This window comes from Rhodocaloribacter sp. (assembly GCF_056451265.1).
Window position 1 is genome coordinate 1 of sequence record NZ_JBWOPL010000037.1, and the last position, 15,556, is coordinate 15,556.

The 15,556-nt window shown below is 63.8% G+C and carries 11 protein-coding genes; 3 read left to right on the top strand and 8 right to left on the bottom strand.

What is annotated here, in order from left to right:
• From AC1HIY_RS06450 to AC1HIY_RS06465, 4 genes are all read right to left on the bottom strand, one after another.
• Nucleotides 1-3,458 (bottom strand): nuclear transport factor 2 family protein (locus AC1HIY_RS06450; RefSeq protein WP_479575898.1); only part of this gene is annotated, 3,458 nt, incomplete at its 3' end.
• 254 nt (nt 3,459-3,712) lie between these two features.
• Nucleotides 3,713-4,108, bottom strand: coding sequence for a response regulator (locus AC1HIY_RS06455; RefSeq protein WP_479575899.1), 396 nt, complete (start codon nt 4,106-4,108; stop codon nt 3,713-3,715).
• A gap of 234 nt (nt 4,109-4,342) precedes the next feature.
• Nucleotides 4,343-6,637, bottom strand: a complete 2,295-nt coding sequence (locus AC1HIY_RS06460) for a protein kinase domain-containing protein (protein ID WP_479575900.1) — start codon at nt 6,635-6,637, stop codon at nt 4,343-4,345.
• A gap of 170 nt (nt 6,638-6,807) precedes the next feature.
• Nucleotides 6,808-7,410, bottom strand: coding sequence for an ECF-type sigma factor (locus AC1HIY_RS06465; protein ID WP_479575901.1), 603 nt, complete (start codon nt 7,408-7,410; stop codon nt 6,808-6,810).
• A 517-nt stretch (nt 7,411-7,927) separates the two neighbouring features.
• On the opposite strand from AC1HIY_RS06465, the gene AC1HIY_RS06470 reads away from it, so the two are divergent.
• Nucleotides 7,928-9,013, top strand: a complete 1,086-nt coding sequence (locus AC1HIY_RS06470; protein WP_479575902.1) for a vWA domain-containing protein — start codon at nt 7,928-7,930, stop codon at nt 9,011-9,013.
• A gap of 131 nt (nt 9,014-9,144) precedes the next feature.
• Here the strand turns inward: AC1HIY_RS06470 and AC1HIY_RS06475 are convergent, their stop codons facing one another.
• The 3 genes from AC1HIY_RS06475 to AC1HIY_RS06485 all read right to left on the bottom strand — a co-directional run bounded on the left by AC1HIY_RS06475 (nt 9,145) and on the right by AC1HIY_RS06485 (nt 11,843).
• Complete coding sequence (locus tag AC1HIY_RS06475) at nt 9,145-10,062, bottom strand: MBL fold metallo-hydrolase (RefSeq protein ID WP_479575903.1); 918 nt, start codon at nt 10,060-10,062, stop codon at nt 9,145-9,147.
• Between the two features lie 25 nt (nt 10,063-10,087).
• Entirely contained in the window at nt 10,088-11,539 is a 1,452-nt protein-coding gene (locus AC1HIY_RS06480; protein WP_479575904.1) for a sodium:solute symporter family transporter, read from the bottom strand.
• 91 nt (nt 11,540-11,630) lie between these two features.
• A complete protein-coding gene (locus tag AC1HIY_RS06485) occupies nt 11,631-11,843 on the bottom strand; it encodes a hypothetical protein (RefSeq protein ID WP_479575905.1) in 213 nt (70 codons plus the stop codon).
• A gap of 287 nt (nt 11,844-12,130) precedes the next feature.
• On the opposite strand from AC1HIY_RS06485, the gene AC1HIY_RS06490 reads away from it, so the two are divergent.
• On the top strand, nt 12,131-12,310 hold the full coding sequence (locus AC1HIY_RS06490; protein ID WP_479575906.1) for a hypothetical protein: 180 nt from the start codon (nt 12,131-12,133) through the stop codon (nt 12,308-12,310).
• Between the two features lie 164 nt (nt 12,311-12,474).
• Here AC1HIY_RS06490 and AC1HIY_RS06495 read toward each other — a convergent pair whose 3' ends face one another.
• Nucleotides 12,475-12,966, bottom strand: coding sequence for a response regulator (locus tag AC1HIY_RS06495; protein ID WP_479575907.1), 492 nt, complete (start codon nt 12,964-12,966; stop codon nt 12,475-12,477).
• Between the two features lie 329 nt (nt 12,967-13,295).
• Here AC1HIY_RS06495 and recG point away from each other — a divergent pair, with 329 nt between their 5' ends.
• Entirely contained in the window at nt 13,296-15,395 is a 2,100-nt protein-coding gene (gene recG, locus AC1HIY_RS06500) for an ATP-dependent DNA helicase RecG (RefSeq protein WP_479575908.1), read from the top strand.
• Nucleotides 15,396-15,556 lie beyond the last annotated feature (161 nt).

Below are 15,556 nucleotides of genomic sequence, written 5' to 3' on the forward strand. Positions count from 1 at the left end.
CAGCGGATGAAGGGGATGCCGAGCGTGTTCAGTTCGCGCCAGAGCAGCGGGGTGATGCGCTCGAGGTCGTCGGTGGTGCGCATCGAGGCGATCTCGGCGCGGAGGCGGTCGAGCGCGGCCTGCCGGACGGCCTCGCGGGCCTGCGTTTCAGCTTTCTGGAGATCCAGGAAGCGGGTATATGATTGTTCAAAAACAGCGGCAAATCGTTTTATGATCTCATTTTCATCGTCTGAATAGGGCTTGGAGGCGTAATTGCCTACAGCCAGCATGATGTTCGGCATCAAGGCCAAAGACCTAGAAAAACCTCGGCTTAGTATATATGATTTTTCTTTCGTGGACAAATAGTTGGCAGGATTATGTTTGAATGCATGTTCAAGCCAGGCTCTGTTCTCCTCAGGGGTAAGCGTATCCTGGAAAAATTTCAGACCTTGTGATCGTACTTCTTTTGCCCGGTTGGCAATGGGATTATCGAGGTATGGGACTTTCAGTTCGTAGGGGCGCGGTTGTCCGTACGAGGAGGTCCAGAAATGATAGTCCTCCGCATCACTGTTGATCACGAAGCTTACATGGTCAAACCTGATCATGAGTTGTTGCAGTTGCTCCGATACGACGGCAATAACATCGGACAGCTCCTCACTCGCGCGCATGGCCATGCTCCTTGATCTCACCCTTTCTAAGGCGGCCTCGATCTGCGCTTCCCGGGCCTGCGCCTCGGCTTTCCGGAGGTCGAGGAAGCGGGTGTACGTTTGCTCGAAGACCTTCGCGAAACGAAATCCGACTTCGCGCTGCTCGGGGGTTAGGGGTTCGAGGGTGCGCACGGAGAGGACGCCCTGGGAAAAGTGGAAATGGTTGATCGAGATGCGCTCTGCGTCGGCGAGACGACCCCCGAGCCACGCGGCATCGGGAATCGTAAGAGAGGTCTTCAGCATCGCCATATAGGATTCGAGGTCTTCTCCCGAGAGTTCGATGAAGAAGCCGGGGTCGCCCTGCTGCCAGGCTTTGAACATGGCGTCGGTCACCGGATGAAGGGCAAGGGTGTCCAGGTCGCCCGTTTTGCCCGAAGCCGGGACCACCTCGCCGTCGGCATTGGTGATCCAGTGCGACATGGCAAGCATTTCCTGGTCGGCCAGGTCAAAACCACATTGGAGGGTCCGAAATCCGAGGGTTTTCAGTTGTTCGTAGATCACCGCAGCCACCTTGCTCAATTCCTCGCTTCGCTGCATGGCCATCGTCCGGGAGCGGACGCGTTCGAGGGCCGCCTCGATCTGCGCTTCCCGGGCCTGTGCTTCGGCTTTCCGGAGGTCATTGAATCGGGTATAGGCGAGGGAAAAAACAGCCGTCGCCCGCTTCAACAAGTCCCAGCTTTCACCGGAAATATCGCCGGGTGCGGCGGCGCCCATATACCCGTTGTCGAATCGGTACAGATGATAGGTGCGTTCCGGAATTTCCGTCCCATAAAAACTTTCGACCGAAAACAGATCGGATTTTTCAGCGCAGTACGTGATCCATTCCGTGCGCCTGTCGCCCTGCATCACGATGGAGGTTTGCAGGTCTCCGGAACGATAAAAGGCCTGCATCTGCCTTCCGACCCAGGTATCCTGCAGGGCAATCGTCATGTGGTCGGAAATCAGGTTTTGTTCGTTGTTGCGGTCCTGTATGGAGAACCAGCATTCCGTTGTCCCCGTCGTTTCATCGTGGATATAAATAGAGCTGGTTTCCAGTTCTTCGACGCCCAGTCGCCCCATCTCTTTTCGGAGCAGGAGGGTCACTTCGACCAGTTCGTCCGCCTTCTGCATGGCCATGGCCCGCGACCGCACCCGCTCCAGCGCCGCTTCAATGTGCGCCTCGCGGGCTTGCGCCTCCGCCTTCTGGAGATCGAGGAAGCGGGTGTAGGTTTGCTCGAATTCCCTCGCGAAGCGTTTGAAAATGTGATGTGCCGCCGGTACGGGTTCGTACGTAATAAACAGGAGATAGCCGTACTTGAAGAACGCCACATGGTCGATCTGGGAAGTGGGCAGTGAAATGCCGGATTCGACAAGGTCCCTCAACGTCTCTCCCACCACCGGCAGCGACATTATGTAATCGTAGTGCCGTTGGCATCGGTCCCCTTTGAATGCTTCAACCAGAAGCGATTCGCCCTGCCGCCCTTTTTCATAAAAGCGCTTGAAGAAGTTTTTCCGGGGGGTCTGGTACGTGGGTAGATACCCGTCTTCATTGCTGAACCATTCGTAATCGCCCTCCTCATCGTCAGCATAGATATGAAAGGCGCATCCCCACGCGTCAATCCCGAGTTCACGGATCTGTTGGGCCAACAAAAAGGAGGTCTCAGATAGCTCCTCGCTCTTCTGCATGGCCATCGTGCGGGCGCGGACGCGCTCCAGAGCCAGTTCGACGCGGGCCTCCTGGGCCTGCGCCTCGGCCTGCGCCACATCGACGTACCGGCGGTAGGCGAGCCCGAACACGTTCCGGAATCGTTCGAGCACCTGAATCTGCTCCGCAGGCGCCGGCTGAAAGGATGAAATGCTCAGCGCCCCCGGCCCGGTGGAATAAGAATAGTAGTAGAGGATGCGGGCTTCGTCGAGCTTCGGGTCGGGCTGGTAGCCCAGGGAAAGCCGGTAGGACCGCCAGGCTTCGACCTCCTCTTCCGGAATCACGACCTGGGCGAAGGCATCCTCCGCTTTTCCTAATTCCTCCGCCCAGGCCTGAACGGTCGGATTCGAGGTGTAATCGATGTCGAGCACGCCGGTGACGCCGTAATCGGAGTAATAATAGGTCGTGAGGGTGGTCTGGTCCTCATGGTTGATGATGATCTCGGTATTTCGAAGCTCGATAAACCCAAGGGACTTCAGTTCGGCGAAGATGACCTCGCCGACGGCTTGAAGGTCGTCCGGTGTGCGCATACCCGTGGCCACGGCGCGGACCCGTTCGAGCGAGGCTTCGATTTCGAGATCCCGGTTTTTCTGCTCCAGTTCTAAGGTGCGGCGTTTGATCGCCTCCTGCAGCCGGTAGTTTTCCTCCTTGATCTTATCGGTGTTGATCTGCTCGCCCTCACCGGTACGAGCATCCGGAAGGGAACCATGCTGATGGAGGATTTTCCATTCCTCCCCTTTTCGGGCCATCAGCGTGGAGATCCGGCCGGGTCCGTAGAACGTCCATGAGGCATCTATCAGAACATAAAAGTCGCTGGTCGCAATAACCTGGACCAGATCTCCCGCGGCACCGAGGTCGATCTTTCGATCCCTCATTTCGGCCTTGTTTGCTATTTGGTCTGCGGTTGAGTCGAAATACTGAATGGCTTCATTCCTGTTGCCGAACACCTCGCCATTCCCGGACCCGATGATCTGACAGTTCTCATCCATGAAGGAGGACATGACCGGGCTATCTCCCTTCAAATAGGCATCCCAGTAAGCACGGTATGCTTTCAGAAGGTCCGCTTCCATCTGAGGGGTCAGGCTCATGGCTTCTCGACTCACGTTCAATATTTATTTATAAAAAGTAGACTTGCACGGCGCTCGGCCCCGTCACGTCGGGGGCCATAAAGCCCGGGACCGGACGGTGTCTGTTTCACGCAGGAAATACGTGCCCCGGAAGTCCCGTACGACGGGCTGAGCGTCGGCTTCGAAGCCGGAAGAAGGCCGGGGAGCATCGGGAGCCGTCATGGGGAACACTGTGGGGGTTTGCCCGGGCAGCTGTGGGAGGGCGCGGCCCCGGATCAGGCGTGGCTGTTGGCAAAGCTGCGAATGCGATCCTTGAGCGCCGGGAAGTCGATGGGCTTGGTCAGGTAGCCGTCGCAGTCGCATTCGTGGGCCCGGCGCTGGTACGTGTCGTTGCCGTAGGCGGTCATCATGCACACGGGCACCGGCGGCGGCTCGGCCTTGATGCGGCAGAGCAACTCCAGCCCGGTCATGCCCGGCATGTTGATGTCGCTCAGTACGAGCACCACGTCGGTTTTGCCTTGACGTTCGAGGACGCTCAGGGCTTCTTCTCCGGAGAAGGCGAAGAGCAGTTCGATCTCGCCCTTGCGAATCTCGCGGCGGAAACGCTGTCTGAAGAGCAACTCAACGTCGTGTTCATCATCGACGACGAGGACTTTGATGTTCGGTTTCATGGTATGGGGGTCGGTTGGGGTCATTGAAGAAGGAACGGGGAGGCTTCAGGAGGAAGGGGGCCGGGGGCGCATGAGGACGATTGTGTGCGCTGAATCACATGCTGGGGCCTCATGTGGAGGCGGTAAGCGCTCCGGGTTCCAGGCGTAGGTGATGAAGGCGTAAACGGCGGTCTTTAAAACGCCCCGGTGTCTCTATGAAGCATACACGTTTTTTTCCAAGAAACGGCTCATCCGTCAGGGGCGTCCCAGATAGCGGAGCGCCAGTACGGTCAGGTCGTTCTGGAGGGGGTCGGCATGGCGCATCACGGCGCGTACGGCGGAGCGGATCAGCCGGGCGGCGTCGGCTCCGCCGGACTCATGCAGGCAGGCGGTCAGGCGGTCGGCGGAGAACGCGTGGCCGTGCGCATCGACGGCGTCGATCATGCCGTGCGTAAAGAGGAAGAGGCCCTCGCCCGGTGCGAGACGGGTCCGGCGCGTCTCGAAGGTCTGGTCGCGGGTGCGCCAGACGGGCGGTTCGTCGAGCCCGTTGAGCGGGGTCACGGCGCCGTCGGGATGGAGCCGGTACGGGGCGAGGTGGCCCGCGTTGGCATACCGAAGCTCACCGGTGGCGGTATCGAGCAGGCCATAGAACGCGGTCACGTACAGCTCGGGGAAGCCCTCCGGGAAGAGCAGGCGATTCAACGAGGAGAGGCATGCGCCGGGCGCCGTTCCCTGAAGGGCCGCGCCCTTGAGAAACGTCTGGCTGATGGCCATGAAGAGCGCTGCGGGAATGCCCTTTCCGGCCACGTCGCCGATGAGGAAGCCGAAGTGGTGGTCGCCGGCGGGGAAGAAGTCGTAGAACGCCCCCCCGACGTCGTCGGCCGTGGTGGTGAAGGCGTAGAGGTCGAGGTCTTCTCGCTTCGGGAAGGAGAGGGGAAGGATCGCCTCCTGAATGCGCCGGGCGACTTCGAGCTCTTTCTTCAGCGAGACGAGTTGCCGGCGGGCCTCGGCGGCTTTTTGCTGGGCCCGCAACTCCTGATGGGTCTTCCGGATCGTGACTTCCAGGTCGGAGAAGTCGATGGGCTTCGTCACGAAGTCGAACGCGCCCCGGTTCATGGCCGTACGGATGTTGCGCATGTCTCCGTAGGCGGAGACGACGACGGTCTTGACGGGAGGATTCCATTCGGTCAGGTGCGAGAGGAGGGTCAGCCCGTCCATGCCCGGCATGTTGAGGTCGGTCAGGATGAGGGTCACTTCAGGGTGATCCTGAAGCCGCCGGAGGGCTTCCTTGCCGTCCGTGGCGAAGAGGAAACGCCACGCGTTCTTGCGGATCTTGCGGCGAAACTTTTGCCGGATGAGCAGTTCGAGCTCCGGTTCGTCGTCGACGCAGAGGATCGTGACGGGCGCGTGCTCGTCGGTTGGTTCCGGATCGGGCGTCGTGGCGATCGACGAGGGCAGCACCGCTCGTTCGACCCGTGTCCGGGCCGTCTTGCGATCGCGGAGGGCCTGCAGGTCCGCGAGCAGGTCGGCCATGTGTTGATACCGGGCTTCGACGGATTTGGCGAGGGCCCGGTCGATGATCAGTCCGATCTGCATCGGCAGGCCGCTGCGCATCCCGGTGATCGGTCGGGGGTCCTGGTTGAGGACCGAGTAGAGCACGGCGGGGGCGAAGTCGCCGTCGAAGGGGCGGCGTCCGGCGAGCATCTCGTACAGCACCACGCCGAAGGCCCAGATGTCGGTGCGGTGGTCGACGGGGTCGCCGCGGGCCTGCTCGGGGGACATATACGCCGCCGTGCCGATGGTGGCGCCGGTCTGCGTCAGATGCGCCCCGCTCGAGAGCTTGGCCAGCCCGAAATCGAGGATCTTGACGACTCCCTCCTCGGTGATCATGAGGTTGGCGGGTTTGACGTCGCGGTGGATGATGCCACGGGCGTGGGCCATGACGAGCCCTTCCGCCGTCTGAAGGGCCCATTCGACGGCTTCGTCGAAAGGGAGCGGGCCCCGTTCGATGCGGCTCCGGAGCGTCTCGCCCCGGTAGCAGGCCATCGCGATGAAGAGCTGCCCTTCGGGCGTCTCGCCCACCTCGTGTATCGTGCAGATGTTGGGATGATCGAGGGCGGAGGCCGCCTGGGCCTCGCGCATGAAACGCTGCTTGGCGGCAGCGTCCCGGCTCAGGTAGGGCGGGAGAAACTTGAGGGCGACGGGGCGTTTGAGGCGCGTGTCTTCGGCCCGATAGACGACCCCCATGCCGCCTCCGCCGAGCACCGAGCGAACCGCGTAGTGCTGGAGGGACCGACCCACGAGCCGATACGGGTCCTGCGCGGCGGCCTGGTCGTTCGGAGCGCCGGGCAGGGGCAGGCGGGCGCCGAGGTCGTCAAAATAGCCGGGCGCGTGCTCGTAGGCGGCCAGCAGAGATTCGATCTCCGAGCGCAACTCGGGACGCGACCGGCAGGCCGAGTCCAGAAAATCGGGGCGTTCTTCCGGCGGCAACTCGAGCACGCTCAGCAGAAGCATCCCCAGCTCGTTCCAGGTTTTCGGGTCGGTATTCATGGCTTCACCGAGCGGCAGGCCCCGGGGGGCGGAAAAGTCGAGACGTGCGCGTGCGACGAGAAAAGCGGGGAGCGGATCGGCTCCACTCAAGTCATACGCACCACAGGGGGTGCAAAGCCGCCGACGGGCAGACTGTCCGGCGGCGGGATACGGCCATAGTATGAACGGGATCAGGCGTCGATCGCCTGTTTGATTTCACGGTAGAGCCAGGCCTGGGCGAGCATCCAGTCGCGCTTGACGGTCGAAGGCGAGGTCGAGAGGGCCTCAGCGGTGTCGTCGATGGTCATGCCCGCAAAGAAGCGGCACTCCACCACGCGAGCCTGGCGTTCGTTGATACGTGCGAGGCGCGTCAAGGCTTCGTCGAGCACGAGGAGCGTTTCGGCCCGGTCTTCGAGGTCGAGCACGTCGTGGATCGCCAGCGCCTCCTGGGCCATCTCCAGCGAGACTTTCTGGTGGTCGCCGCCCCGTTTCTTGCGGCGGCTTCTCCGGGCATAGTCGATCAGGATGTGGCGCATCGCCTTTGCGGCTACGCCGCAGAAGTGGGCGCGGTTCTGCCACGAGGCATGCGACTGGTCGGTCAGCTTGAGATAGGCCTCGTGTACGAGCGCCGTGGTGTTGAGCGTCATCTGCCCCTGCCAGCGCCTGCGTTGCTGTTTTGCCTGGGCGTGAAGGGTCTCGTAGACGAGCGGAAAGAGCGCGTTGAGGGCTTCGGTGTCGCCGGCGCTGAGGGCATGGAGCAGGCGCGTGACCGAGGCGGGGTCGGGCGGTGACATAGGCGGGGTACGACGGGGACCTCACCATCGGATGGTTCGGAGAGGACCGGTACGAATGAACCGCCCCGTAAGGCGGTGGGACGCAACAGGCCTCCGGCACACGGCTGTCTTATACTAATTTCGCGCGAGGTCAAACGGCGCCGGGAGGTTTCGACGGAGAAAACATAGCACCAAGTCCCCCTTTTTGCAAGGGCGGCGGCCCGGAAAGCGCGAATCAATCTTCGGAGGGGGCGACGCGGCCTTCGTGCAGGGGACGTGGAGAGACGCCGGGCGCGGGACGGAGCCGGGGCCCTCCGTCGGGGGCCGAGCGGCAAACGCCCCGGAAATCGACGCGTATGAGGCCGTTCCGGACTTCTCCATGGTGAGGCAGGGGAGAAAGGCACGGCTGCCTTGCCGATGCGGGGGATTCCGGCAGGGAATGTGCCGGTCGTTCGGGTAGGCGCCCATGAACGCGCTCAGGCATCACGAAACGAACGGGCTGAACCCGTAAGCCCCCAGCCAGGAAGGAGGTCTCCCCATGCGCCCCGTCTCTACGCGCGCGCCCCGTCTCGCCCTGACGGCGCTCGCCCTCACGCTTTGCTCCCTCACCGCCTGCGACTCGAACAGCGACGAAGCCTCGTGCGAGGTCTTTCAGACGTGCGACGCGCAGCAAGCCCTCCAGGTGTCGCTGATCGAAAGCCGGTCGCGGCTTCCCGCCAACGTCTCGATCCTCTTCAAAGTGGATACGATGGACGATGCGCCGGTGGCCGGACTGCTGCCGGCCAACTTCGACATTTTCGAGAATGAGAAGCTCATCTCACAGTTCGAATCCCAGCGCAACATTCTTCCGAAGGTCGGGCAGTTCAAGTACAGCATCGCCCTCCTGCTCGACCTCAGCGGGAGCATCGTCGCCAGCGAGAACCTCGAGGCGCTGAAAGAGGCCGCCACGAGCTTCGTAGACGCCGTCATGTTTGCGCCGGACGACCCGCGCTACGGCGAGATCGAGATGGGCATCTGGTGGTTCGACGGTCAGGCGGACGTGACGTCGCTCGTGGGCGTCACCATCGATCCGGAGGCGCTGAGCGCCGGTGTCGAGAGCATCACGCCGGAACTGATGAAGGATAACTCGACGAACCTCTACGGCGCCGTCATCCAGGGCATCGACCTGACGGAGCAGCGCCTCGACGCGATCGTGCGCCAGAACGTGATCTCGGCGGGTTCGGTCGTGCTCTTCACCGACGGCACCGACCAGGCCAACCGCGAGTCGCGCTCGGATGCGCTGGAAGCCGTCCGTCGTTCCGGCGACGAGGTCTCCGTCTACACGATCGGTCTCGGCGGCGAGATCGACGAGGAGACGCTCACGGAGATCGGACGCGAGGGCTTCGTCTCGGCCCCGCGCATCGAAGAGCTCCTGCCGAAGTTTCAGGAGATCGCCGACCTCGTCCGAGACGAGGCGAACAGCTATTATCTCCTCGAATATTGCTCGCCGAAACGCGAAGGCGACCACACGCTGACGATCCGCGTGACGACGGGGGTGGAGGTGGGGCTGCTCTCGACCCGCTTCTCGGCGGAGAATTTCACGGGCGGCTGCGCGGTCTCGAAGGGGGCGGTCCCGACGGACTGAGCGAGGCCGCATGGAGACGGGTGCGGGGGCGGCGCATCGCCCGGGGGAGAGGCCGCGGTCCCCTCGCGCCCACGCGGGCCGGGCGCCCCGGTTCTTCGGAGCCGGAGCGCCCGCGTCCGTTTGGAGCGCCGTCAGGGCTTCGCGACGGCGTCGTAGAGGATGCCCACCCACACGTCGGGCTGGAGGAAGCCCTTGCCCCAGGCGGCGTCGAGGTCGGCGGTGGGGCGGGCGGCGATGACCTCGTCCCGGGTCTTTCCGTCCGCGACGAGCGCCAGGATGCGCGTGCGCACGGTGGCGAGCATGTCCCGGTAGGCGATCAGTTCCGCCTTGTTCGAGAGCGGGCCGTGGCCGGGGATGATCTTCGTCTCGTCGTCGGCGAGGGCGAGGATGCGGTCCGCCGCCGCGATCATGCCGTCGAGCGAGCCGCCGGTGGACGTGTCGATGAACGGATACATCCCGTTGAAATACGTGTCGCCGGCGTGGAGGACGTTCGCCTTCCGGAAATGGATGACGGCGTCGCCGTCGGTATGGGCGGGGGCGACGTGAAAGACGTGAATGTCGTCGCCGTTCCAGTGGAACGTGACGGCGTCGGTGAAGGTGACCACGGGCAGCGCGCCCGGCGGCGAGGGGGGCGTGCGCATGTCGAAGGCTTTGAGGAACTGTTCGGTGCTCATCCGTTTGCGGACGTTCTCGTGCGCCACGATGATCGCGCCCGCCTCGCCCATGTGCTCGTTGCCGCCGGTGTGATCGCCGTGCCAGTGGGTGTTGACGACGAAGCGGATCGGCTGGTCCGTCTGCGCGGACACGGCGGCCTTGATCTTGTCGGTGAGCGGCGCATACTGGTCGTCGATGAGGAACGCGCCGTCGGCGCCCACCGAAAGGCCGATGTTGCCTCCGCTGCCGACGAGCATGAACAGGCCGTCGGCGACGGGGATCGTCTCGATCTGCACCTCGTCGAAGTTCTGTTGCGCGAAAGCGGGGGGGATGCCGAGGACCAGGAGGAGGAAGCTGAAGGCGAATGATTTTTTGAAGCGGATCAAGGGATGCATGTCGGGATCTCGTTGGTGAGGAGGATCAGGCGGTGCGCGCTTCCACGGGAGAAAGCGTTCGTTGGGATCGCAGGGAGCCGAGCATGATGATGCCGACGCACACGATCATGATGGGGATGAAAGGCAGGAAGCCGAACGTCCACGAAGGATCGATCCATTCGTAGTGATAACCGATCAGCAGCGCTTCGCCCACGAGGATCGAGGCGATGCAGGCGGGGGCCGAGGCGCGCTTCCAGTACAGCCCCGCGACGGTGGTCGGGAGGAGGATGGCCAGCCCGGTGAAGGCTTCGGTGGCCATTTCGAAGATGGTGCCGGGCCTGGTGAAAGCGATGGCGAGCCCGACGCCGGCGATGAGCGCCACCGCCGCCCGCCCCACGCGCACCTGCGCCCGCGTCGAGGCCGCCGGGTCGAAGAAGCCGACGTACAGGTCGCGGGAGAGCATCGAACTGAGCGCCAGCAGTTGCGAGTCCATCGTCGACATCATCGCTGCCAGCGCGCCGACCATGATGAGGGCCGCGAGCCATTCCGGAGCGAAGGCCGTCAGGAGCATCGGCACGATCTGGTCGGCCTCCGGCCCATGGAGGTCGGGGAAAGCCAGGTGTCCGAGCACGCCGAGCAAGACCGGCGCGAGGAAAAGGATGGCGACGACGATGGGGTAGAGCACCGTGGTGGTCTTCAGCGCCCGCACCGATCCGGGGATGTAGAAACGCATGAACATCTGCGGAAACATCGGCACGGCAAAGGACCAGAGCAGCATGTAGCTGAACCAGCGTTTCGGGGTGAAGTAGCCGTCGAGCCCGTTGTGGGCGAAGAGGCCCGGTTCTTTCGCGTAGATCTGCGCGTTGGCTTCCGTGATGCCGCCGAGCGCGCGCCCGACGACGACCACGGCGACGCCCATGAGCGTGAACATGAGGACGCCCTGCATCACGTCGGTCCACGCCACGCTGCGCATTCCGCCGATGGAAACGTAAAAGACGATGAGGAGCGTGAGCAGGGTTGCGCCCCAGGCGAACGGTATCGCGCCGTGCGTGAGCTGTTCGAGCAGGATGCCCGCTCCGATGGGCTGGATGGCGAGGTATGGGAGGGTGAACTGAATCATCACCGCGAGAAAAAGCAGCTTGAGCGCCGGGCTTTTGAAAAGGTCGCCGATCATCTCCGGCGGCGTAATGTAGCCCCGCGCCTTGCCAAGCTTCCATACCTTGAAGCCGACGAAATAGAACATCAGGGAGACGAGCGACGTGCCGAAGGCCATGATGCCGTAATAGCTGTACCCGATCCGGTAGCTCTCTCCGGCCATGCCGAGGAAAAAGAAGGCGCTGAAATTGGTGGCGATCAATGTGAAGAAGAGCACCACCGTGCCGACGCCCCGCCCGGCGAGAAAATAGTCATCCGCCGTGTTCCGGCTGAGCCGGTAGCCCGCCACGCCCACGACGAGGGTGAACACGAGGTAGAGGATGAGAATGACGGCGGTAATCATGGCGGTTCAGTACGGGGGCGCCCGGGTTCCGAAAGACGGTCATCGAGCAACGGAACCCGGGCGGCGGGGCCCGGGCGCTCGACCGGGCGGCTCAGTCTTCGTCGATCCAGAAGCGGCGGGTAAATGCGTACATCACCCCGGCGAAAAGGAGGCTCAGGCCGGTGAAGTAATACACCCGGAGGGGCACGTGGAGGAAGGCGAACGTCGGCGGTTCGTCCCACCACCAGAAATCGAGCGAGAGCCCGAAAAGGCCGGCAAATGCCAGGAGCCACGGCGCAAACGAGCGTTTTTCAGGCTTCGGCATAGGGATTCGGGCAGGCGGCATGCTCGAAACGGCGGCGGCGGGAAGGTCCCGGCTCTTCGGGAGCGGGCGGCTTCCTCACCGTCAATATATCCGCGCGCGCCCACTTTTGCCATGATCGGAGGGGTTCCGTGCCACACATGTGGGAAAAGGCCCTTCCCGCACCCCCTCAACGACCGGCGCGCGAACGGGCACGCAAGTTGCTTGACCATTCAGGGAGAAAGGCCGCCGCCGTCCGGGGATCGAATGACTCCGGCGAAGACGGTGGGCGACAGGAAGCGGGGAAAGCTATGGAAGGGAAGAGAGGAAACGTTCGCCCGTCGATGCGCGTGAAGCGGGAAGCGCAGATGCGCGCCCGGGCGGAACGCCGGTTGAAGGCGCTGGCGTGGCGTCTGGGGCTGAGTCCCCGGCTCCTCAAGGCGACGCTGAAACGACGGCGTCCCAATGGCGGACTCGCGAGCGCCGCCTGAGCGAGGGCATCCGAAGCGCCACCTTCGGTCGAGCAAAGCCGGACGGGGCGCCGCCTCGCATGGCCGGGATCATGTCAACGAAAGATGCGCCGCGAGCAACGACCGATGGACGGGCTCTGCGGCGCGAGGGAAGGGATGGAAGGATGGCACGCGCGACCGCGCGCTCACGTCGTCTCCGGCCACGAATTCCAGTAGTCCCGGTAGAACTCGAGCACCGTTTCCGATGGGCGCGCATGCTGATGAGAAGCGCCGCTCCGGTCCTTTCGAGCGGCCATCGTCTTCTCGATGGCGTTGACGAGGGTGCGCCGGGTGAACGGCTTGGCGACGTACTCGTCGAAGCCCAGTTCGAGCAACTTCTCGCGGCCCAGATGCTCGGCATACGCCGTCACCGCGATGACCGGCACGTTCTCGTACCCGTCGATGTCCCGTATCGTGATCATGGCGTCCAGACCCGTGCGCTCGGTGCCCAGGTGGATGTCCATCAGCACGACGTCGTACCTGGCGCGGCGGGCCATGATCAGCGCCGTCTCCTCATCGGAAACCATTCGGATGTGGTACTCCTTGTCCAGCATGTACTGGAACAGACGGTGCGTAAACGGATTGTCTTCCACGATCAGCACCATGGGGCGCTTTTTCTTTCTCGGCTTTCTCGGCATGGTTGCTCCTCTCTGCGTTCATCGTTGGCGTCATGCATGCGGGCGGGCAAGTCCGGTCTGTCCGGGGAGCGGGGCTGGTGGATGCTTCCCGGGGCGACCGAAAAAATGATGCCGTGACATTCAGGCAAGGTATCGGCAGGGAAGCGGGGAGAATTAAACGGCAGGTCGTGACGAAGCGGAACGGATGCCGTTGCCGAACGTCGGGAGTCGTTATATTGCGCCTGCGTTCCTGAGGGGGCCTGCTTTGCAACGGGCGCCCCGCCGCCGCGCGCCGCCCGGGCGGGGCCCTCGGGCGCTGTCGATCCACGGAGCCGTTCTATCCGCCGCACATGAGCGAAGACATCCTCGATACCTCTCTGCAATTCCTGAAAGGCGTCGGCGCCCGACGGGCCGAAGTGATGGCGGCGGCCGGGCTGCACACCAGTCGCGACCTGCTCCGCTATTACCCGCGTCGCTACCTCGACCGCTCCACCGTCACCCCTATCCGACGGCTCGACGAGCACATGGGCGCCGTGACCGTGGTCGGCTACGTGCGGGTGGGCGGCGTCGTGCCGGGCAAAGGACGCAAACGCTTCGAAATCATCGTCGAGGACGAGAGCGGCGGGCGGCTCAAATGCGTGTGGTTCCAGCGCGTGGGATGGATCAGCAAGGTGTTCAAAAACGGCGAGCGCGTCGCCTTTCACGGCAAGCCCCAGAAGTTCGGACGCCAGTTCTCGATGACCCATCCCGACTTCGACAAGCTCGACGAGCAAGGGCCGTCGCTCGACACCGGGCGCATCATCGCCCTCTATCCCGGAAGCGCCGTCTTCGAGCGGATCGGGCTCACGAGCCGGACGTTTCGCCGCATCCTCTACGGGCTGTTCAAGGAGCACGGCCTGCAGATGCGCGAACTCTTTCCCGAGTGGCTGGTCCGGGACTACGACCTCCTCGACGGGCGCGTGGCGCTCCGGGCGATCCATTTCCCCAGGAGCCGAAACGAACTCGAACGCGCCCGCGAGCGGCTCAAGTTCGAGGAGCTCTTCTTCATCCAGCTCATGCTCGCCCTCACGAAGCAGACCCGCGCCGAGGTGGCCGGACCGACCTTCGGCGAGCCGGGCGAGCGGATGCGCCGCTTCCTCGACGACGTGCTTCCCTTCGAACTGACCGGCGACCAGAAAAAAGCCATCCGCGAGATCGTCGCCGATACGCAGCGGGGCGTGCAGATGAACCGCCTCGTGCAGGGCGACGTGGGCAGCGGAAAGACGGTCGTGGCCGTCGCCGCGATGATGCACGCGCTCGACAGCGGCTATCAGTCGGCGTTCATGGCCCCCACGGAGATCCTCGCCGAACAGCATTACGCCAACCTCCGGAAGTACCTCGAACCGCTCGGCGTGAAGGTGCATTTGCTCGTCGGCGGACAGCGGAAGGCGCTCCGCGAGGAGATCCTCGCCGACCTCGCCGAGGGGCGGGCGCATGTGGCCGTGGGCACGCACGCCGTCATTCAGGAGGGCGTCGCCTTCCAAAACCTCGGCCTCGCCATCGTCGACGAACAGCACCGCTTCGGGGTGATGCAACGCGCCGAGCTTTTCCGCAAGGGCGAGCACCCCCACATGCTCCTCATGACCGCCACCCCCATCCCGCGCTCCCTCGCGATGACCCTCTACGGCGACCTCGACGTGACGCTCATCCGGGAACGCCCGGCGGGACGCAAGCCCATTAAAACCATGCTCCGCTCCGAAAAACGCCGGGGCGAGGTCTACGATTTCATCCGAAAGGAACTGCGGGAGGGACGGCAGTGCTATGTGGTCTACCCGCTCGTGGAGGAGAGCGAGAAGCTCGACCTGAAGGATGCGGAGTCGGGCTTCGAAAAGCTCCAGGCCGAGTTCCGACCGTACCGGGTGGACCTGATCCACGGGCGGATGCTCGCCTATGAGAAGGAAGAGGCGATGGCGCGCTTCAAGGACGGCGAGACGGACATCCTCGTGGCGACGACGGTGATCGAGGTGGGCGTGGACGTGCCGAACGCGACGGTGATGGTGATCGAGCACGCCGAGCGCTTCGGCCTGAGCCAGCTCCATCAGCTGCGCGGGCGCGTCGGGCGCGGCGGCGAGCAGAGCTATTGCATCCTCATGGCGGGCTTCAAACGCACCGCCGAAGCCGAGGCCCGCCTCGACGCCATGGTCCGCACCGACGACGGCTTCGAGATCAGTGAACTCGACCTCCAACTGCGCGGCGCGGGCGACTTCTTCGGCACGCGACAGAGCGGCCTGCCCGACCTCAAGATCGCCGACCTCTCGCAGGACCAGGACCTCCTCGTCCGCGCCCGGGAGGCGGCCTTCGAGCTCATCCGCCGCGACCCGCACCTCCGCGCCGAGGAGCACGCCGCCATCCGCGCCCACTACGAGGCCCACTACGCCCCCCTCCGCGACGGCTTCGCACGCGTGGGGTGAGCAGGCCGCCCGACGGCGACAGCGGGCGGGAGCGCAGGCCCGGCGGGGGAGGCGTGCCGGGACCGGTCTTCGATCGGGGGCCGATGGTGAACCGGGGGGAAAGGCTCCGGGACGGTCGACCGGATCAGGCGAGAGGCAAGCGTGGAACTCGCGGACGGGAT

Coding starts and splice junctions, on each gene's coding strand:
- AC1HIY_RS06455 (WP_479575899.1), bottom strand. CDS start 4,108: ATGAAACCGAACATCAAAGTCCTCGTCGTCGATGATGAACACGACGTT.
- AC1HIY_RS06460 (WP_479575900.1), bottom strand. CDS start 6,637: ATGAATACCGACCCGAAAACCTGGAACGAGCTGGGGATGCTTCTGCTG.
- AC1HIY_RS06465 (WP_479575901.1), bottom strand. CDS start 7,410: ATGTCACCGCCCGACCCCGCCTCGGTCACGCGCCTGCTCCATGCCCTC.
- AC1HIY_RS06470 (WP_479575902.1), top strand. CDS start 7,928: ATGCGCCCCGTCTCTACGCGCGCGCCCCGTCTCGCCCTGACGGCGCTC.
- AC1HIY_RS06475 (WP_479575903.1), bottom strand. CDS start 10,062: ATGCATCCCTTGATCCGCTTCAAAAAATCATTCGCCTTCAGCTTCCTC.
- AC1HIY_RS06480 (WP_479575904.1), bottom strand. CDS start 11,539: ATGATTACCGCCGTCATTCTCATCCTCTACCTCGTGTTCACCCTCGTC.
- AC1HIY_RS06485 (WP_479575905.1), bottom strand. CDS start 11,843: ATGCCGAAGCCTGAAAAACGCTCGTTTGCGCCGTGGCTCCTGGCATTT.
- AC1HIY_RS06490 (WP_479575906.1), top strand. CDS start 12,131: ATGGAAGGGAAGAGAGGAAACGTTCGCCCGTCGATGCGCGTGAAGCGG.
- AC1HIY_RS06495 (WP_479575907.1), bottom strand. CDS start 12,966: ATGCCGAGAAAGCCGAGAAAGAAAAAGCGCCCCATGGTGCTGATCGTG.
- recG (WP_479575908.1), top strand. CDS start 13,296: ATGAGCGAAGACATCCTCGATACCTCTCTGCAATTCCTGAAAGGCGTC.